General features: G+C 68.0%; 22 protein-coding genes and 1 tRNA gene. 8 read left to right on the forward strand and 15 right to left on the reverse strand.

The window, feature by feature from the left end; translation table 11 throughout:
• Positions 1–15: 15 nt before the first annotated feature.
• The 6 genes from GT355_RS00525 to GT355_RS00550 all read right to left on the reverse strand — a co-directional run bounded on the left by GT355_RS00525 (position 16) and on the right by GT355_RS00550 (position 5,232).
• Positions 16–906 carry a phosphatase PAP2 family protein gene (locus tag GT355_RS00525; RefSeq protein ID WP_160132701.1) on the reverse strand — a complete coding sequence of 297 codons (891 nt, stop codon included), beginning with the start codon at positions 904–906 and terminating at the stop codon, positions 16–18.
• Positions 907–1,389, reverse strand: coding sequence for a ribonuclease BN (locus GT355_RS00530; protein WP_160132702.1), 483 nt, complete (start codon positions 1,387–1,389; stop codon positions 907–909).
• Positions 1,386–2,246: a YihY/virulence factor BrkB family protein gene (locus GT355_RS00535; protein WP_160132703.1), complete on the reverse strand. Its 861-nt coding sequence runs from the start codon at positions 2,244–2,246 to the stop codon at positions 1,386–1,388. Before GT355_RS00535 ends, GT355_RS00530 begins: the two co-directional genes overlap by 4 nt.
• 67 nt (positions 2,247–2,313) lie before the next feature.
• Positions 2,314–3,129 (reverse strand): YihY/virulence factor BrkB family protein, encoded by an 816-nt coding sequence (locus GT355_RS00540; protein WP_120072972.1) that lies wholly within the window; start codon positions 3,127–3,129, stop codon positions 2,314–2,316.
• A 92-nt stretch (positions 3,130–3,221) separates the two neighbouring features.
• Positions 3,222–4,061, reverse strand: coding sequence for a YihY/virulence factor BrkB family protein (locus GT355_RS00545; protein WP_160132704.1), 840 nt, complete (start codon positions 4,059–4,061; stop codon positions 3,222–3,224).
• Positions 4,062–4,122: 61 nt separating this feature from the next.
• A complete protein-coding gene (locus GT355_RS00550) occupies positions 4,123–5,232 on the reverse strand; it encodes a tRNA (guanine(26)-N(2))-dimethyltransferase (protein ID WP_160132705.1) in 1,110 nt (369 codons plus the stop codon).
• Positions 5,233–5,373: 141 nt separating this feature from the next.
• Between GT355_RS00550 and trkA the strand changes: the two genes are divergently transcribed.
• The 6 genes from trkA (at position 5,374) to GT355_RS00580 (ending at position 9,553) form a co-directional block, all read left to right on the forward strand.
• Positions 5,374–6,705 carry a Trk system potassium transporter TrkA gene (gene trkA, locus GT355_RS00555; RefSeq protein ID WP_192927936.1) on the forward strand — a complete coding sequence of 444 codons (1,332 nt, stop codon included), beginning with the start codon at positions 5,374–5,376 and terminating at the stop codon, positions 6,703–6,705.
• 7 nt (positions 6,706–6,712) lie between these two features.
• Positions 6,713–8,065 carry a tRNA pseudouridine(13) synthase TruD gene (truD, locus tag GT355_RS00560; protein WP_160132706.1) on the forward strand — a complete coding sequence of 451 codons (1,353 nt, stop codon included), beginning with the start codon at positions 6,713–6,715 and terminating at the stop codon, positions 8,063–8,065.
• A gap of 38 nt (positions 8,066–8,103) precedes the next feature.
• Positions 8,104–8,832 carry a DUF2103 domain-containing protein gene (locus GT355_RS00565; RefSeq protein ID WP_120072965.1) on the forward strand — a complete coding sequence of 243 codons (729 nt, stop codon included), beginning with the start codon at positions 8,104–8,106 and terminating at the stop codon, positions 8,830–8,832.
• Between the two features lie 61 nt (positions 8,833–8,893).
• Positions 8,894–9,157, forward strand: a complete 264-nt coding sequence (locus GT355_RS00570) for an eL43 family ribosomal protein (RefSeq protein WP_120072964.1) — start codon at positions 8,894–8,896, stop codon at positions 9,155–9,157.
• Positions 9,154–9,288, forward strand: coding sequence for a DNA-directed RNA polymerase subunit P (locus GT355_RS00575; protein WP_007695916.1), 135 nt, complete (start codon positions 9,154–9,156; stop codon positions 9,286–9,288). Before GT355_RS00570 ends, GT355_RS00575 begins: the two co-directional genes overlap by 4 nt.
• A 1-nt stretch (position 9,289) precedes the next feature.
• Positions 9,290–9,553, forward strand: a complete 264-nt coding sequence (locus GT355_RS00580; RefSeq protein ID WP_160132707.1) for a KEOPS complex subunit Pcc1 — start codon at positions 9,290–9,292, stop codon at positions 9,551–9,553.
• Between the two features lie 69 nt (positions 9,554–9,622).
• On the opposite strand, the gene GT355_RS00585 is transcribed toward GT355_RS00580, so the two are convergent.
• Entirely contained in the window at positions 9,623–9,919 is a 297-nt protein-coding gene (locus tag GT355_RS00585; RefSeq protein ID WP_160132708.1) for a hypothetical protein, read from the reverse strand.
• A 132-nt stretch (positions 9,920–10,051) separates the two neighbouring features.
• On the opposite strand from GT355_RS00585, the gene GT355_RS00590 reads away from it, so the two are divergent.
• Both GT355_RS00590 and GT355_RS00595 read left to right on the forward strand, forming a co-directional pair.
• On the forward strand, positions 10,052–10,456 hold the full coding sequence (locus tag GT355_RS00590; protein WP_160132709.1) for a prefoldin subunit beta: 405 nt from the start codon (positions 10,052–10,054) through the stop codon (positions 10,454–10,456).
• Entirely contained in the window at positions 10,457–10,690 is a 234-nt protein-coding gene (locus tag GT355_RS00595) for a DUF3194 domain-containing protein (protein ID WP_160132710.1), read from the forward strand.
• Between the two features lie 27 nt (positions 10,691–10,717).
• Here GT355_RS00595 and lrpA1 read toward each other — a convergent pair whose 3' ends face one another.
• From lrpA1 to GT355_RS00635, 8 genes are all read right to left on the reverse strand, one after another.
• Complete coding sequence (gene lrpA1, locus GT355_RS00600; protein ID WP_160132711.1) at positions 10,718–11,146, reverse strand: HTH-type transcriptional regulator LrpA1; 429 nt, start codon at positions 11,144–11,146, stop codon at positions 10,718–10,720.
• Positions 11,147–11,318: 172 nt separating this feature from the next.
• Complete coding sequence (locus tag GT355_RS00605; protein ID WP_160132712.1) at positions 11,319–12,146, reverse strand: DUF8054 domain-containing protein; 828 nt, start codon at positions 12,144–12,146, stop codon at positions 11,319–11,321.
• A gap of 193 nt (positions 12,147–12,339) precedes the next feature.
• Complete coding sequence (locus GT355_RS00610) at positions 12,340–13,284, reverse strand: thiamine pyrophosphate-dependent enzyme (RefSeq protein ID WP_160132713.1); 945 nt, start codon at positions 13,282–13,284, stop codon at positions 12,340–12,342.
• A 1-nt stretch (position 13,285) separates the two neighbouring features.
• Positions 13,286–15,184 carry a 2-oxoacid:acceptor oxidoreductase subunit alpha gene (locus GT355_RS00615; RefSeq protein WP_160132714.1) on the reverse strand — a complete coding sequence of 633 codons (1,899 nt, stop codon included), beginning with the start codon at positions 15,182–15,184 and terminating at the stop codon, positions 13,286–13,288.
• A gap of 182 nt (positions 15,185–15,366) precedes the next feature.
• Positions 15,367–16,785: a sugar transferase gene (locus tag GT355_RS00620; protein WP_160132715.1), complete on the reverse strand. Its 1,419-nt coding sequence runs from the start codon at positions 16,783–16,785 to the stop codon at positions 15,367–15,369.
• A 176-nt stretch (positions 16,786–16,961) separates the two neighbouring features.
• On the reverse strand, positions 16,962–17,378 hold the full coding sequence (locus GT355_RS00625) for a group I intron-associated PD-(D/E)XK endonuclease (RefSeq protein WP_240145682.1): 417 nt from the start codon (positions 17,376–17,378) through the stop codon (positions 16,962–16,964).
• Between the two features lie 71 nt (positions 17,379–17,449).
• Positions 17,450–17,520: transfer RNA gene (locus tag GT355_RS00630), tRNA-Gly, on the reverse strand.
• Positions 17,521–17,600: 80 nt separating this feature from the next.
• Complete coding sequence (locus tag GT355_RS00635; RefSeq protein WP_160132716.1) at positions 17,601–18,263, reverse strand: class I SAM-dependent methyltransferase; 663 nt, start codon at positions 18,261–18,263, stop codon at positions 17,601–17,603.
• Between the last annotated feature and the right edge of the window lie 223 nt (positions 18,264–18,486).

Below are 18,486 nucleotides of genomic sequence, written 5' to 3' on the forward strand. Positions count from 1 at the left end.
GCCAACCACCCTTTTTTATCTCGGTGACGGCGTGACGCGCTCGGCGAGCACCGGCAGCGAGAGCAGTCCGCCGAAGACCGCGGCGGCCGCGACCCCGGTTACGACGAGCGGCGGTTCGAGCACGTAGACCACACCGAAGAGGCCGCCGAGAACGGCGATCCCGACCGCCAGCCCGAGGATCGCAACGGATGGAAGCCGACTCGGAACCCGGGATCCAAGCACTTCCCACGCGCCGAGCGCGCCGAGCGCGCCCCCGAGGATCAACACGTCGTCGAACGTCACCGGACCGGCGAGCACGCAGACGACGGCGGGGACCGCGGCGACCCGGAAGGCGGCTCGGGTCCGGCCGCCCGCCAGCCCGAGCACGACCCCGAGATAGGCCAGCCCGATCGTGACTCCGACGACGACGTCGACGGCGTAGTGAACCCCGAGGACGAGCCGTGCGAGACAGATCACCGCCACGACGCACCCGGCGACCGCCGCGCGGGCCCGCCGGCTGCCGACGGTGAGCGCGCTCGCGAGCCCACCCCAGAAGACCGTCGAGAGGAGGGCGTGGCCGCTCGGGAAGCCGTAGCCGGTCGCGGTCGCCGCCTCGACGTACGCGCCCCGGAGGAGGCCCGGCACGTAGCGAACCCCCGGAACCGAGGCCGGGGCCGGCGGGCGGGGGAAACCGAAGATCGCCTTCAGCGCGGTCGTGAGGGCGATCCCGCCGAGCACGAGGCCGAGCACGAACGCGACCCGTCTCCGCGGCGCGCCGAGAACTGGGAGGCGCTCGCCCGCCGCGTAGAGCAGTACCAGCACGAGGAAGACGAACCAGACGTCGCCGAGCTGGGTGAGGAGCGCGAACACCGGCGCGAGAACGTCGGGCAGCCGCTGGAGGGCCTCGGTGATGCCGACGCCGCGCATCTACGAACGGAAGTCCCGAACCCGGTCGGCGACCCGTCCGGGCGCGCCGAGCGCCGCGACGCCGAAGCCGACCAACACCATCAGGGCGTAGAGCCCGAGCGTCGAGAGCCAGACCACGAGCATGGCGAGGATCGCCCACCCACCCTCGAGGTAGAAGAAGGCCCCGATGGTCATCGCCGTCCCATAAAGAAGGACGAGATACGGCCCCCAGCCGCGGGCGTGGCCGCGGCGCTGGCGGCTACGGACGTAGCCCTTGAGCTCGCTTTCGAGGTCGTTGCGCTTGACGATCCGGTCTTCGACCTCCTCGGCGAACGCCACCACGTCGCTCCGGAGGGTCTCGACGTCGTCGACGGTCGCGGTCCGGTCGCGGCTCGTCGACGTGTCGGCCCCCTCTCGAACGGGGTCGCCGACGTCGGTCGCGTCCGTCGCCTCGGTCTCGTTCTCGGTTCGGGTTTCGTCGTCAGTTTCGGGTTCTCGGCTCATTGTCGACCACCTGTCTTCAACCGCGCCGCGAGTCCACCGTCGTTCGACGCCTCGAAACCGGCCGCACGCCCCGCGAGGACCGCGTTCAACACCACACCGAGCAACACCACCATTCCCGCGAAGTAGAGTACCGTCACGAGCAACAACACCGCCCCCAGCACGCCGTAGGCCTCGTAGCTCCCCGCGTTGGCCGCGTAGATCCGGAAGACGACCTGAAGCACCGTGAGGCCGACGGCGGCGAACGCCGCCCCCGGTATCGCCTCGCGGACGGTCACGTCGTCGCCCGGGAGGAAGTAGTAGAGCGGCAACAGTACGATCGCGAGCGCGAGCAGCGTCGCGAACGTGCCGACGACCGCGACCGCGGAGACCCCGGCGACCGTGATCTCGACCGGCCAGAACGAGACCGCCGCACCGATACCGACCGCCACCACCGCACCGAGGATCACCGCGACCAGCGTGACGACCCCGTTTTTCACCTGGCCGACGATCCCGGCGGATTCACGACCGTAGGCCCGCGAGAACGCGGTGTCGAGCCCACGGAACAGCTTGAGGGCGCTCCAGAGCAACACGAGCACGCTGGCGATCGTCGCCCCGCCGGCCCCGCTCTGTCCGCCGACCGCGCTCTGGACGAGGCTCTGGGCGCTCGACGGGAGCGAGGTGGTCGCCGAGGTCACGATCCGGTTCGCGGTCGCCGGGTTCACGGCGACCGAGATCGTGACCAGCAAGAGCAACAAGAGGGGTATCAGCGAGACGAACGCGTAGTACGCGGTGCTCGCGGCGATGAACGTGATCTCCTTGTCCTGTACCTCCCCGACGAACGTCCGACCGAAGGAGGTCACGCGTGCGCTGGTACTCACGAACCCGGTTTCGGCCGACGGCCATATAAATCAGCGGGAACCCGCTCGTCCCGGTCGCGGCCCGGCCTTACGGCTCGATGGGGAGCCACCCGTCGTCGGGGTCGACCCGGTCGGCGAGCACGGCGTTGAGCGCCGCGCCCACCAGCAGGACGAACCCGCCGACGTAGAGCCAGACCATGATCAACAGGAAGGCGCTCGCCGCGCCGTAGAGTCGCGTCAATCCCGATACCTGGGTGTAGTAGCCGAACAGCCACTGGAGCACGGTCCACGCCGCGGCCGCGAACGTGGTGCCGGGGAGAGTCTCCGTGAACCCCACGTCGACGTCCGGGAGGACGTAGTAGAGCGGCCCGAACACCATGGCGAGCACGACGAACACCACCAGCGGGCCGACGGTCTGCCAGAGCCGCGTCTCGACGAACGCCGACAGCCCGACGCCGCCGAGCACCAGCGCCACCGCGGTGGCGACGATGATGACGAACACGAGCACGATGTCGAGCAGCGTCGAGAGCATCGAGGGCTCGCCGTGGGTGCCGTAGATCCCCGCGAAGGCGGTGTTGAGCGACCTGAAGGTCAACAGCGAGCCCCAGAGGAGGACCGCGACGCCGATGACGGTCGCCCGGTCGCGGTCCGCCGCGCTGAAGACGATCTCGCGAAGCAGGTCGGCGCTCTCGGGGGTCAGCGTGGTGGTCGCCCGACCCACCGCCCGCATCGCGAGTTCGTTGCCCCCGAGCGCCGTCACCGCCACCACGAGCAACAGGAGCAAGGGGACCATCGAGATGAACGCGAAGTACGCGAGGCTCGCCGCCGTGAGCACCATCCGCTCGCGCCGCCCGAGCGCGACGATGGCGGCGACGACCTCGACGACCCTGTCAGCGTTCGGCACGGCTGGTCTGGGGCGCGAAAACGTAAGTACACCGTCGTTCGTGGCCGACGTTTCCGATGGTCCGCCGACCCCGCCGACGTCGAAACCGGTCGTCAGAGGGACGTATCCGGGATCCACTCGGCGTCGGGGTCGACCCGCCCGGCGAGCACGGCGTTGAGCGCCGCACCGACCAGCAGCGCGAGCCCGCCGACGTAGAGCCAGGTCAGCACGAGCAACACGCCGCCGGCGACGCCGTAGAGGTGGACGCTGCTCGACGTCGTCGCGTAGAGGCGCACCACGACCGCCGAGGCCGTCCAGACCGTCGCCGCGAGCAGGGTTCCGGGGAGGACCTCGGCGAGCGAGACCCCCTCGACCTCCGGGAGGACGTAGTAGAGCGGCGCGAAGACGACCACGAGCGCGACCAGCAAGAAGAGGGGCGTCACGAGCCTGAACAGCAGCCGGTTCGCGACCGTGTTCGCGAGCACGACCCCGACGACCGCGAACGCGACGACCGCGAGCGCCACCGCCACGAACACCACCGCCGCGTCGACGACCTTCCCGGCGAACGAGACCGACTCGCGCTCGTCGTAGACCGCGGCGAACGCACCGTCGACCGCCCCGAACGTCCGGAGCGCGCTCCAGACCAGGATGACCGCCCCGAGCGCCCCCGCCCGGAGCCGACCGTTGGAGTTTGCGAGGAACTGGTTCGGGATCGAGACCCCGCTCGGGAGCACGGTCCCCGAGGCGGCCCCCATCACCGACGCGAGGCTCCCGTTGCCGAGCGTCGAGAGCGCGATCACCGAGAACAGGAGCAACGGGAGGAGCGCCGAGAAGAGGTAGTACGCGAGGCTCGCCGCCATCAGCGTGACCTGACGCTGGTGGGCCACCGCGATGACGGTCCTCGCGACCGACGCCAGGCGTTCGGTTCTCGGTCCACTGGCCTCGACCTGCACACCCCGGCTTCAGAGCCCGACGGTATGAACGGTCCGCTCTCGCGGTCCGTCCGCCCGCCGCTCACGCACCGTCGGTCGCGGCCTCGATCTCCTCGACCGTGGCGTCGGTCTTGAACGTCGTGCCGCCGTACTGCGCGCGCGAGGCCCGGTAGCCCGCCTCGCGGAGCGACCCGAGGAACTCGTCCATCGCGTTCGCCGACCGGCCCCACCGCCGACAGAGCCGGTGCTGGTCGTAGTGGGTGGGGAGGTGGAGTTCGTCGTCGAGCGTCGCGAGCAGGTCGAACGCCCGCGAGGCGGTGCCGAGCTCGCCGGTGACCTGTTTGCGAACCCGATCGACGAACCCGGCCTCGTGGGTCGGTCCGAGCCAGACCGGGCCGGCGGTGGCGACCGACTCCCCGCACGTCGGACAGGCGTCGGGTGGATGGGCGATCAGTCCCCTCTCCGACTCACGGTCGAGACACGCGAAGCAGTGGTGGATGTAACCGAGTTTTTCGACGGCGGCGTTCGCGTCGGTCGCGCGCCGGGAGACCGAGAGGTAGGTCCGGACGTAGTGGTTCGTGGCGTGGCTCAGTACGGGCGTCGCGGCGACGTCGTAGCGCGCGGCGGTACGGACCAACGCGCCGAGAAGCACGCGAAGCCCCATCTCGGCGTGGTACTCGGTGTTCTGCGGCAGTGCGCTGTACGACCGGACCCCGCTCTCGCGGTGGGCCCCACACAGCGGCGCGGTGTCGGTCGCCGTCACGCAGACGAGGTCCGCGGCGCTCCGGAAGGCCGCGTCGGCGAACGGGATCGGCGTTCCGAACGGGTCGAGGTCCACGACGTCGAAGCGCTCCTCGTGCATGAGCGCGTTCGCGTTCCGCTCCTCGACCCGGCCGTCGAGGTCGTTGCGCACGAGGTTCTCCCGACAGAGCGCCGCGGCGTCGGTGTCGTGGTCGCAGAGCGTGGCGTCGTAGCCCGCGTTCGCCGCCCGGACCCCGCGAGCCCCGGTGGCTGCGTTGGCGTCGAGGTACGACAGCCGGTCGCGGTCGGCCTCGCTTTCGTGGGCTCGGAGCACGGCGACCGTGAGGTCGCGGTTGAACTCCTGGACGGGGTTGAAGAACACCGCGTCGCCGACGCCCGTCTCGGGCTGTTCGGGGACCACGAGCTCGACCTCGCCCTCCGTGACGTGCATGGCGGGGATCGACGGCCGAGTGCGAAAAGCAGCGCGTCCTGAAGCGAGGACCCGCCGGACCGGGGGTCCCGGTTCGATACCCGAACGAACACAACGCACTTAATGACACCCATCGGACGTGCCACGTATGAGTGAGTTCGTATGCGGATAGTGATCGTCGGGGCTGGCGACGTCGGGACCCACATCGCCGAGGACCTCGCGGACGTCCACGACATCGCGATGGTCGACCAGGACGAGGAGGACATCGAGCGTCTGGTGACCGACTTCGGCGTCACCGGGGTGACGGGCGACGGCCGGTCGCTCGATACGCTCGAAGAGGCGGGTATCCGCGACGCCGAGGTCGTGATCGCGAGCACCGACGACGACGCGGTCAACGTCATGGTCTGTGGCGCGGCGCGAAACGTCACCGACGCGCGCACGATCGCCCGGGTGAAATCGCCCGACCTCTACGAGACCTGGCAGCACTTCGAGGGCGCGCTCGGGGTCGACATGATGCTCTCCGTCGACCGACTCCCCGCCGAGTCGCTCGTCCGGACGGTCTCGCTGCCGGGGGCGCTCGCGACGAACATGTTCGTCGAGGGCCAGGTCGAGATGGCGGAGTTCGAGGTGGACGAGAACGCGCCGATCGCCGGCAAGACCGTCGAGGAGGGCGACGAGTACCCCTCGCTGACGTTCGCGGGCGTGCTCCGCGGCGACGAGGTCGTGATCCCGAGCGGCGATACGACGATCGAGGCGGGCGACCGCGTGGTGGCGATCGGGAGTCCATCGAGCATGCGGCGGTTCGCGCACGCGCTCACCGATAGCGACTCGCTCGATATCGACGACGATATCGTGATCGTCGGCGGTGGCGAGGTCGGCATCCAGGTCGCCGAAGCGTTCGAGCGCAGCGAGTACGGACCGCGACTGATCGACCACGACTCGGAGCGTGTCGCAGCGCTCGAGGAGCGTCTCGACCGAACCACCGTGGTCGAGGGCGACGTGCGGTCGTTCTCGTTCCTCGCCGACTCCGACGTCGGCGACGCCGACCTCCTGGTCGGCACGCTCGACGACGAGACCAACTACGTGCTGGCGCTGCTCGCGCGCGACATGGGTGTCGAGTACACCGCGGCGGTGGTCGACGAGGCCGACTACGGCGACCTGTTCGAGGCCGCCGGCGTCGACGTGGTGGTCCAGCCCCACACCGTCGTGGCGCGCCAGACCACCCGCGTGACGCGGGGCTACACCAACGAGGCCGCGGTGCTCGAACAGGACAGCGCCGAGGTCCTCGAGATAACCGTCGAGTCCGGGAGCGCGCTCGCCGGCGACTCGCTCAGCGACGTCGCGCTCGACCTCCCCGACGGGTTCGTGATCGGCGCGGTGGTGCGCAACGGCACGCTCCGGACGCCCCGCGGCGGCACCGTGATCCAGACCGGCGACCACGTCGTGGCCTTCGTCGACACCGACGACCTCGACGAGGTCGCGGCGGCGCTCTGAGCGCTGGATGCGACCGGCCCATCCCACCGAGCGCGCGGTCGGCATCGCCCACTACGTCAGCGACGCCGACGGCGTCGGTGGAACGATCCGTGCCGAACCGGCGGACTTCCGGGTGCGCGAACTCGAAACCACGGGCTTCGAACCGCTCGACGCCGACCCCGGTCCCTATCCGCACGTCGTGGTCCGTGCCACGCTCGAAAACTGGGACACCAACGACTTCGCGCGGGCGCTCTCGAATAGACTGGAGATCAGCCGCGAGCGGGTCGATTGGGCGGGAACGAAGGACAAACGAGCGGTGACCACTCAGCTGTTCTCGGTACGCAACGGCGATCCTCGGGCGCTCGACGCGGTCGACTTCGACGGGGTGGAACTCGAGATGGTCGGCCGGGCGGGCCGCGGGCTCCAGTTCGGCGACCTCGCGGGCAACGCCTTCGAGGTCGTCGTTCGCGACGCCGACACCGACCCCGTCGCGGCGATCGCCGACGACCTCCAGGCGTTCGGCGGGGGGGACGACGGGACGGTCGGCCTTCCCAACTACTTCGGCCAGCAGCGGTTCGGGAGTCTCCGGCCGGTGACCCACGAGGTGGGGCTCGCGGTCGTCCGCGGCGACTGGAAGGGGGCGGTGGTGGCGTATCTCGGGGACCCCGACGACGCCGAACCGCCCGGCACCCGCGAGGCGCGCGGGTTCGTGGACGACGAAGTGGCGGCGGCGGGCGACGAAGACTGGGCCGGCGCGCTCGACCGGTTCCCGCGGCGGCTGGGCTTCGAGCGGGCGATGCTCCACCGGCTGGCCGAGGACGGAGCCGGCGGCCCCGAGGATTACCGGGCGGCGCTCGAAACCGCTCCTACCAACCTCCAGCGGCTGTTCGTCAACGCCGCGCAGTCATTCGTCTTCAACCGGATCCTCTCGGCGCGGCTCGACGCCGGATTGCCGTTCGACGCGGCGGTGGCGGGCGACGTGGTGTGTTTCACGGACGAGGGCGGGCGGGACGACCTCGCGGTGCCCGACCCCGACCGAGAGCAGCGCGTCACGTCGGACCGGGTCGGTACCGTGAACCGCCACACGGCGCGTGGACGGGCGTTCGTCACCGCGCCGCTGGTGGGGACCGAAACCGACCTCGCCGAGGGCGAACCCGGCGAGATCGAGCGCCGGGTACTCGACGACGTCGGGGTCGAACCCGGGGACTTCGACCGCCCGGGGGAGTTCCACTCGACGGGCACCCGGCGGGCGATACTGGTCCGCACCGACCTCGCGATCGAGCGCGACCCGCTCACGTTCGGCTTTCGGCTGCCGAAGGGGTCCTACGCGACCGTGGTGCTCCGCGAGTTCTGCAAGACGGACCCACGGAACCTGGGCTGAAGCGACCGGGTTATCCGTTTTCGTGATCCAGTTCGAGCATGGAGTGTCGTCGGTGTGGGGGCTCGCTCGACCGCGCCGGCGACTTCTGTCTGGCGTGTGATACCGCCAACGCCGACTGCGTGGTCTGTGAGGTCGGTCGCGAGCGCGCGACCGTCACCAGCCTGCTCGACGGCGAGCGCGTCGGGACGTGGACGGTGACCACGGTCGAGGAATCGGGCGAGAACGAGAAGCGCGAGCGCCGGAACTTCGCGGGTCGGCTCGCCGACGAGATCCATCGAAAACGACCCGAGGAAGTGTACGCGACCGGCGACCGCGACGTCTTGCGGGCCCTGCGCGCACAGCTCCACTACGACCTCCGGCGGGTGGCCGACCCCGATGGGGACCCGGTGCGGGCGGTGGTCGAGCGGAGCGGCGAGGTCCCGCTCGAAGTGGTCGAGACCCCGCCGCGCGAGAAGGTGGGCGGGAGCCACTCGACGCTGGTCGGCGGTCGAGCGGGCAAGCGGATCGTGCGCCTCGCCGCGGACCACCCCCACGTCAAGAAAGTCATCCCAGGACCGATCGACGCCGGCGGTCGTGGGTCGCGCACGGGCGTCCGAGCGAAGGCGACCCGGGCGGACGGGACGGGAAACGTCCGATTACTGGTTCGGGACGGTTCGAGCGTCCAGGAGGTGCGGGTGGTGACGACCGCCGCCGACCGTGCCCAGGGCGAGCGGGTTCGCGGCGACCTGAACGCGGGGCTCGACGAGGCGGGCTTTCGGGCGGCGTGAGACCGGTCACCACGACGAACACGAAGGGTTTTAGCCGCGCGCCGGTCTACCGGGATCCACTATGGTCAACAAGAAAGCCGGAAGTGCGGGTCGGTTCGGCGCGCGGTACGGCCGTGTCTCGCGGCGACGCGTCGCCGAGATCGAGGCCGACATGGAGGACGCGACGGTCGACGGCGACGACGTGACCCGCGTCGGGACGGGCATCTGGAAGAACGAGGAGACCGGCGAGACGTTCGCCGGCGGGGCCTACCGCCCCGAGACGCCCGGTGGCCGCACCGTCAAGCGCTCGATCCGGGCGGCGCTCGCCGAGGAGAACGACGAGTGAGCTACAAGTGTTCGCGGTGCAAGCGCGACGTCGAACTCGACGACTACGGCGGCGTTCGATGTCCCTACTGCGGACACCGCGTCCTGTTGAAGGAGCGCGCCCGCGACGTCAAGGAAGTCGACGTCGAGTAGCGTGCGCCACGAGACGGTTCTGACGCTCGACTACGACGACCAGAGCGACGCGGCTCTCGTCGAACGGAGCCTCGCGCCCGAGATCGGCGACATCGAAGGCGACCGGACGACGGCGACGCTCGCGCGCGACGGCGACGAACTCCGGATCACCATCGACGCGGCGGACCTCGTCGCGCTCCGGGCAGGCCAGAACACCTGGCTCTCGTTGGTCGGTGTCGCCGAGCGGTGTGCAGCGGCCGGAGCGGATGCGTCGGGGTCTCGCTAACGCCGCCGTTTCTCCTGGACACCACTGTTCCTCCCGAGTACCGTCGTCCCTCTGCATACGGGTCGATGGTCACTCCCGTTTTCGGATCCGACTCTCGTCCCTGGTCTGATACCAGGCGACGCCGGCGACGACGCAGCCGGCGACGAGGCTCACCCCCGCGATCCCGTTGGTCAGGAGCGACGAGCGAACCAGGTCGTTGGCGACGGAGAACTGGATCCCAGCTGCGAGGAAGATCAGCCCGAAGCCGGCGACTCGCTTGCCGCTGGCCGTCCGAACACGCTTCCCGGTGAAACCGAGGGCGATACTCGTGATACTGAGCACGAACAGAATGACGACTGCTACGACGAGGGATAGGTCCGGACTCACGACGCTCTCGGTGTTCAACGGATGCCCGATGGTATATACGTCCGTGGTTCGGTCCGGACACGATCCCGCTCTCGCGACGCGGCGTAGTCCCGAAAGCAGGGGTTTTTCCCTCCGGACGGCCACGGAGGCAGTATGCAGGGTAACCTTCCGCCGGAAGCACAGGAGAAAATCGAGCAGCTCCAGGACCTTCAGGACAGCGCCCAGCAGGTCGCAGCCCAGAAACAGCAGGCCGAGAGCACGCTCACCTCCTCACAGACCGCGCTCGACGAGCTCGACGACCTCGACGGCGACGCCACGATGTACCGCGAGGTCGGCGAACTCCTCATCGAGACGGAGTACGACGAAGCCAAAGACGACCTCGAGGACAAGGTGTCGAGCCTCGAAGTCCGCGTCGAGACGCTCCAGAAGCAGGAGGACCGCGTTCGCGAGCAGTTCGAGGACCTCCAGAGCGAGCTGCAGGAGATGCTGAGCGGCGGTGGCGGTCCGGGTGCGGGCGGCCCTGGCGGGATGGGTCCCGGCCCGAGCGCCGGCGGATAGATGCCGACCGACGAGGAAGTGGTCGAAACGGCCAGCGACGCCGCCGAGGGACTGGTTCTCTCGCGCTACAAACAATCGGCGATCCGCGACCTCGACGTCACGGTGCGCTTCGAGGACGGCGTTCTCGACGTCGACGTCTACCTCGACGCGCCCGCGGACCCGGATCCGGAACTGGTCGCGGAGGAGGCGGTGCTCGCAGCGGAGTCGGCGGTCGACGAGTTGTTCGACGAGTAACGAAACGGCTCGCTTTCCGCGGTCTAATTACTTGAGCCGCTCTTGGAGGAAGGAGGGGTGGGCAGCGGTGACGCCCTCGACCGAGAGGATCTTATCCGAGATAACGCGCCCCACGGCGTCGCCGTCGGGGGCGCGGATCTCCGCCATCAGCATGTGGTCGCCGCTGGAGGAGTAGAGCGTTTCGACCTCGTCGAGCGCCTCGATAGCGCGGACCGCGTCGACGTACCGCCCGCTCTCGACCTCGATGCCGACCAGGGCGATCGAGCGTCCCGAGAGCTTCTTCGGGTCGATGTCGGCGGAGTAACCCGTGATCACCCCGTCGGTTTCGAGTTTGTCGATGTACTTTCGAACCGTGGGTTTCGAGACCCCCGCTCGGTCCGCGATAGCCGCATAGGAGGCCTGGGCATCCTCCTCGAGAACGGAGAGGATGCGGTCCTCGGTCGAGTCGACGCTCATGAGTAGTAATTGGCGTCGGTGAAAAAATATCTTCCGAATCGGAAACCCCTCTTTTGGCCGGAACACACCCCTCAGCTACCGTCGCTCGTGGTTGCGCCGCCGAACGATCGTTCGCTACCGACTTCCCGGGACGCCCGACGGTCGCGGTTCGTCGGGTCGTGGTCGGAGCGGTTCACTCGGCCGCCGTGGCCTCGAAGCGGTCCAGGTCCATCTCGTAGAGCCGGGAGCCACACTCCGTACACGAGAAGGTGAGCACCTGAAAGGAGCGACAGCAGGAGGAGACGTGGCCCTCGCTGGTGTCGATCGGTCCCTCACAGGCCGGACATCGGTCGAGGAAGAGGCGGAGCGCGGCCAGGACGTCCGCCCGTCGGGCGGGTTCGAGCCGCTCCCATCCCGGCAGCCGTTCGTCGAGTGCGTCCGCGGCGGTCACGTCGGCGAGCGCCGCGGTGTGGGACGGCCACTGTGCGATCAGGGTGGTCGCGGTGGTGGCGACGAAGGCGTCGTCGTCCGGCACGACACGGGTCTCGGAGTGCTCGGGGATGCCGAGCGCGTTCGCGAGGTGGGTCCCCTCGATGGCCGTCGATCGCCGTGACCCGATGCGCTCGTGCCACGCGTCTCGGAACCCTTCGGTGAGGCGGAGGTCGGAGCCGTCCGCGGTGGGTTCAAGCGCGTCGGCGGCGACGAGAAGCCGCTCGACGTCGACCCCGTCGCTGTCGTCCCTGGGGGCGGATGCCGGGGTCGGTGCCTTGTCGAACCACCGAAGCACGCCGTCGGGGAGATACCGTTTCGTGAGCTCCGGCGTGCCCGGAACCAGGTAGCCACGGAAGTGGATCGCGGCGATCGAGGCCACGAGGACGCCCACCGGAACGACCACCCCGCCGGCGACGAGCAGCAATCCGGTCGAGAGCAGGAGGGCGATCCCGACGTTGACGGTGGTGCAGGGAAAGCACCGGTTCTCGCCGACGTACGCCGGCTGGTACAGGCGGTCGAGCGCGCTCATGGATACCGATCCGCGGCGTTCGGGATAACCCCTCGGGAACGCGCCCTCACCGCTCCGCAGGAGTCGCGCACCCTCTCACCGACGCGACCGCCGCGCTCTCGACACGGTGCCTCCGCTCGCATCGTGATGCGCTGACGGGACGAGTCGGTGCAGCTGGGTCGGAGCGAAAAATTCGGGGAGCCGGCGCGCGGTGTTACTTGTGGGCGTCGAGCAGGTCGTAGCTGCGCTCCCACTCGTAGTCGTCGTCGAAGTAGCGTTCGGCGAGCGGCTCCTCGGGCATCTCGCCCGTCGAGCGCTTCTCCTGGCCGTAGGAGTGGCGGTTCTCGTCGACGTAGAACCGGCCGGTGAGGACTTCGCCCTCGTGGAGTTTGTCCTCGGTCTCGTGCATCATCTCGGCCGCCTCGCGGCGGTCGGTGACGTCGAAGTCGTAGTCGTCGGACTGCTGGACGTCGGTGTAGGGCACGTACTGCTTCGCGTCCTTGTTCCAGGTCGGACACTGGGTCAGGAAGTCGATGTGGGCGAAGCCGTCGTGCTCGATGGCCTCGGTGATGATCTCGGTGGCCTGGCGGGGGTTGACCGCCGCGGTCCGGGCGACGTACGACGCCCCGGACGTCAACGACAACGAGAGCGGTCGGACTGGGTCCTTCGCCGAGCCGTGGGGCTGGGTCTTGGACTTGTGACCCTTCGGGCTCGTCGGCGAGGTCTGGCCCTTCGTGAGCCCGAAGATCTCGTTGTTGAACACGATGTAGGTCATGTCGTGGTTCTCGCGGGCGGTGTGCATGAAGTGGTTCCCGCCGATTCCGTAGCCGTCGCCGTCACCGCCTGCCGCGATGACTTCGAGGTCGGGGTTCGCGAGTTTGGCCGCGCGCGCGATCGGGAGCGAACGGCCGTGGATCGTGTGCATCCCGTAGGAGTCGAAGTAGCTCGAGAGCTTCCCCGAGCAGCCGATCCCGGTGGCGAGCAGCGTCTCGTCCGGCGACCGGCCGACCTCGGGCATCGCGCCCTTGAGGGCCTTGAGGACACCGAAGTCACCACAGCCCGGACACCACGTCGGCTGCGGCTCGATACCCGGCGTGAACGCGTCGCGGTCGATCTCCTCGTCCTGTTCCCCGCTGCCGATGGCGCTGAATGCACTCATGTTAGTCACCTGCTGCGGGCTCGATGCGCACCTGTGCGTTGGGTGGCTCGTCCCCGCCGTTGATCTGGATCTCGAACCCTTCGACGACCTCGGCGGGTTCGAACGGATTGCCGTTGTACTTCAGGAGGCTCGACATCTTCTCGCCGAACCGCCCGAGTTCCTTCTGCGTGAGGCCGCGGAACTGCGCCGTGATGTTCATCTCGACGACGAGACACTCGTCGACGGATTCGAGGAACTCCGTGACCTCCTTTTTGGGGTACGGCATCATGTCGCTGACGCCGAGCGATTTCACCGACTCACCCTGGTCATTGAGGCGGTCGACGGCTTCTTCCACCGTGCCCTGCTGGCTCCCCCAGACGAGAATACCGTGCTCGGCGTCCTCGGGTCCGTAGGGGGTCTGCTGGGACGTGTCCTTCCCGTCGAGGTCGTCGCGGATGGCTTCGAGCTTCCGGGTGCGGCGGTCGACCTGCGCCACGCGGTTGTCGGGGTCCTCCTCGATGTGACCCTGCGGGGTGTGTTCGTTGCCCGAGGCGAGGAAGCGGCCACCCGACTGGCCCGGGATCGTTCGCGGGCTGACGCCGTTCTCGGGGTCGTGCTGGAAGCGGTTGTACTTCCCCGACTCGTGGTGGGCCGCCTCGCTGATCTCCTCCTCGGTGAGGACGCTCCCCAGATCGGGGTTCGGTTCGCGGTCGAAGACGCTCGCGGGCATGCTCACGAGTTCGCCCGAGAGCTTCTGGTCGATGGCGATGATGGTCGGGATCTGGTACTCGTAGGCGATCCGGAAGGCCTCGCGCGACTGTTCGTAGCACTCCTCGACCGTGCCGGGCGCGAACACGACGCGATTCGAGTCGCCCTGACTCGTATAGAGGATGTGTTCGAGGTCGCCCTGTTCGGGTTTGGTCGGCATCCCGGTCGAGGGACCCGCCCGCATGGCCTCGACGAGCACCAGCGGGGTTTCGGTCATCTCCGCTAGCCCGAGCGGTTCGCTCATCAGGGCGAAGCCACCGCCCGAGGAGCCGCTCATCGCCTTCACGCCCGCGTGGGACGCGCCGATGGCGAGCGCCGCGGCGGCGATCTCGTCCTCGACCTGTTCGGCGATCCCGCCGAACTCGGGGAGGTGCTGGGTCATCGTGGTGAAGACGTCGGTCCACGGGGTCATCGGGTAGCCCGCGATGAACCGACAGCCCTCGTCGAGTGCGCCGTAGGCGACACCGTGGCTGCCGTTGACGAGGACCTGCTCTTCGTCGTGCTCGCCCGTCGGCACCTCGATGTCGTGCGAGAAGTCCTTCGATTCGACCTCCTCGTAGGCCTCTTCGAGGACGGTGATGTTGGTCTCGAGGATGTCGCCGCTCATCCGGTCGTTCATCAGCTCCTCGAACGGGTCGGTCTCCATCCCGATGAGGGCGGCGGTGGCGGCCACACCAGCCGTATTACGCATGATCTCGCGGCCGTGTTCGCGTGCCAGTCCCCGGAGGTCGAGCGGGTAGACGTGCCAGTCGTTCTCCTCGACGCGCTCGTCGAAGTCCTCGATCTCGCTGGCGTCGAGCAGCCCCTCGTCGTAGACGATCACACCGCCCTCACGGAGTTCGTCGAGGTTCTCCGCGAGCGGTTTGGCCTCCTCGTTCCCGTAGTAGGCCTCGCCACTGGCCTGCGGGTTGCGGGCGAAGCTGTCGCCCAGCGCGAGCAGGAAGTCGTAGCCATCACCCCGGGACTTCACCGGGTGGTCGGCGGCGCGTACCTCGACGTAGGTGTGCCCACCTCGAATCCGGGAGGGATAGTGTCTGTGTGTGAATACATGCAGTCCGGCACGCATCAGCGCCTTCGTAAAGTTCTGGCTGGTCGAGTCGATCCCGTCGCCGGAACCGCCCGCGATCCGCCAGATGAGTTCTGATCCAGTCATGGCTGTCCTCGATTCTACCGTGGAAATAGGGTTGTCTCGGGAGTGTAATATGGGTTCCGATAAATCAGTATTGGTCTATCATGTAAGTCTGATATATATTGGCACTCTCACGGGGTGTCCGTCGCTCGGGTCCCTGATTCGTGTCGTTTCGAGTCGGAGGCGCTGTCGGACGATTCGAGGCTTCAGACCCGCGTGACCTGCACCAGGTCGGTGACGACCTGCCAGACCTGTCGAACCACGATCTGGAGGTCGAACCAGAACGACTGTTCGTTGATGTATTTGATGTCGTAGCGGAACTTCGCCTGGGGGTCGGTGCTCGAGACCCGGTTGATCTGAGCCAGTCCCGTGAGGCCGGGCTTGACGAACCAGCGCTTGCGCCAGGTTCGGATCTCGGCTTCGAGTTTCGGCTCCTCGTCGACCCAGACCGCCCGGGGTCCGACCACGCTCATGTCGCCGACGAGGATCGAGACCAGCTGTGGGATCTCGTCGAAGTGGGTGCGTCGGAGCAGCCGGCCGACGCGGGTGATCCGCGTGTTCTCGCGGTCGTCTATCGGGGTCGCGTCCTCGCTGTCCGGCACCATGCTCCGGAACTTGAGCACCTGGAACGTCTCGCCGAACTCCGCGGTCCGTTCCTGGGCGTAGAACAGCGGGCCGCCGTCGTCGAGTTTGATCCCGACCGCGATGACGAGGATGATGGGGAGAAGTGCGACGAGCCCGGCGAACGCGAAGCAGACGTCGAAGGCGCGTTTGACCGCGCGGTCCTGTGGGTCCCAGGGTTCGAGGTTGGTGTCGATGAGCGTCTCCCCGCTCGCCTCGCTCGTGAGGACGCTGTCGGCGTGCTTTCGGTGCACTTTCGCGACCACGCCGTGGGTGTAACACGTCGCGAGCGCACCGAAGAACTCGGTTCGATCGGAGCGTTCGAACGCCAGCACGGCGGTGTCGATGTCGTGCTCGACCAGCACGTCGTCGAGGTCCGAGAGTCCCCCCAGACACTCGATCCCGTCGAGACGCGTCCCGATCCGGGTGCCGCCGTCGGCGAGTTCGACCGTCGCCCGGTCGGGTCCGGTCTCGTAGCGCATCGCGGGCGCGATGTAGCCGACGACGGGGAGGTCGGCGGTTCGGAGCACCTCGTCCATCGCATCGGGGTCGTCGCCGATGAGCAACACGCGGTCGGTCGTCGTCTCCGGTCGGCGGCGGATGGCGACGAACCACGCCGGCAGACCGATACACAACAGCAGGGTCGAAAGGAGGAGGGTCGTTCGCGGCAATCGGTAGGTGTAGTTGAAGTAGCCGATCGCCGCGAGCGCGAGCGCGGCGGTCAGCACCCGTCTGAGGGTTATTGAGATCGTATCCAGGATCCGGCGTGGCTGTGGTTTGAACAGCGGGACCATGGCGATGAGAACGATCGGGAGCGTCGTCGCAACGGCTAAGAGCAGACCCGACCCGACGAGCACCGTCGGGTCGAGCCGGTCGAACGGCGGGATCGCCGTTATCGCGGCCTGGGCGAGCGGGTGGTCCGCGACGACGACCGAGAGGACGACGAGGACGCACGTACCGACGCTACTCGCGATGCGATATCGCCATCCGGTGTTGTATCCCATGCTGATCCTGACGAATCGAATGAACGAGGGACGGGCGTGGAGATAAGTTTTGTGAACTCCGTCATCGGGGGGAGAGAGGCTCGAAACGGCCGTATATCCGGGTTTCGAGCGATCCGGAGAACCCCTCGCTTCCCGACGAACCATGCGCCAGCCGGGAGTCGAACCCGGACCAGCGGTCACAGCTCGTACTCATCGGCCCATCGAATATCGGGGTGATCGACCGATGATTCGAATCGGAGAACGACGTTCGCAGCGGGTGCGTCGTCGAAATCGATCCAGTACAATGTCTCCTTTTCAGGACAGAAAACGAGATATGCATCGACTTCGTTCGCCCCATAGTAGCTATCGTTCGTCTCGGTTGCGTTCGGATTCGAACGTTTCAACGAGCACCGGCGCATTCGCTCGTCGTCGCGGAGCGTCGCGTGTTTGACCTGTATCTTCAGCAGCTCGTCATCGGTATCGAGAACGAGGTCGTATGGACAGTGGCCGGATGTGGGAACCGAGACCCGATAACCCAGCTCCACCAGCTCTGCAATTGCTCGCGTTTCGGCGATGTCCCCTTTCTGCCCGGTGTTCATCGTCGTACCACTCACTACCGTCGACTCACTGCGCGATCGCACTTAGTCCTCCGGAGACGACAACGGTCTCCGAAGTGGAACGGTACTGCGCCGGCCGGGAGTCGAACCCGGGCTAATGGCTTGGAAGGCCATTGTCCTACCGCTAGACCACCGGCGCTTACCACGTTCGCACCGTTTCTCGACGGAGGGTATCCGCCGTACCACTGGCGCTCCCAACGCCCTTTCCCACCGCGGTCACTAAGTCGGTTTCCCTTCGGCGCGCCCCGCGACCACCCCATAGCAGTTCCCGCGCTCCTCGAACGTCCGCTCGACGTCGAGCCGGCTGCGCTCCAGGTCGGTCGCGAACTCCGCGGGGTCGTAGATGTGGTAGTAGCGGGCCACCGTCTCGCCGCCGGGCAGCGTCCAATCGACGGTGGTGTCGAACCCCGTCTCGCGAGCGAACCGGTCGTGGGTCGTACTCCACGCGCTGACGAGCGCGCGCCCACCCGGCGTGAGGACCCGCGCGAGCTCGTCGAGGCTCGCGAGGCGCGCGTCCCGACTCGGGAGGTGGTGGACCGCGGCGATGTAGACCGCGAGCCCGACGCTCCGTGGGGCGATCGGGAGGGCCGTCGCGTCGCCCTGGCAGAGGTCGACCGCGAACCCGCGCTCCCGGCGGCGTTCGCGTGCGGCGTCGAGCACGCTCCGGCTCAGATCGACCCCGACGACCCGTTCGACGCGCTCGGTCATCACCTCGGCGTGGCGCGCGTTGCCACAGCCGAGGTCGAGCCCGCGGTCGACACGGTCCGCAGCCTCGACGAACCGCTCGACCGCGGGCCACGGATGCTCGCGCGTGCGCGAGAAGTGCCCACCGATGCGGTCGTAGGTCTCGCGCACGTCGCGCCGGCTCGGCTCGTCTCCCATCTCGCCGCCTGCTTCGGGGTCCTCGGGGTTAACCCATCGGAAACGAGCGGACACGGTCGGTGTATCCACCTCGCGGTCGTCGAACCCGCTACCACGCGTTACCAATTGCTATATAGATATCTAGAGGAATACTTACTCGGCCCGGGGCCGACAGCGAAACGCTCGGTTCGCGAGATCGACGATACCGAGTGTCGGATAGAGCGGTCTGGACGGCGCTTTTTAC

Source organism: Halococcus salsus (genome assembly GCF_009900715.1).
Classification (GTDB): domain Archaea; phylum Halobacteriota; class Halobacteria; order Halobacteriales; family Halococcaceae; genus Halococcus; species Halococcus salsus.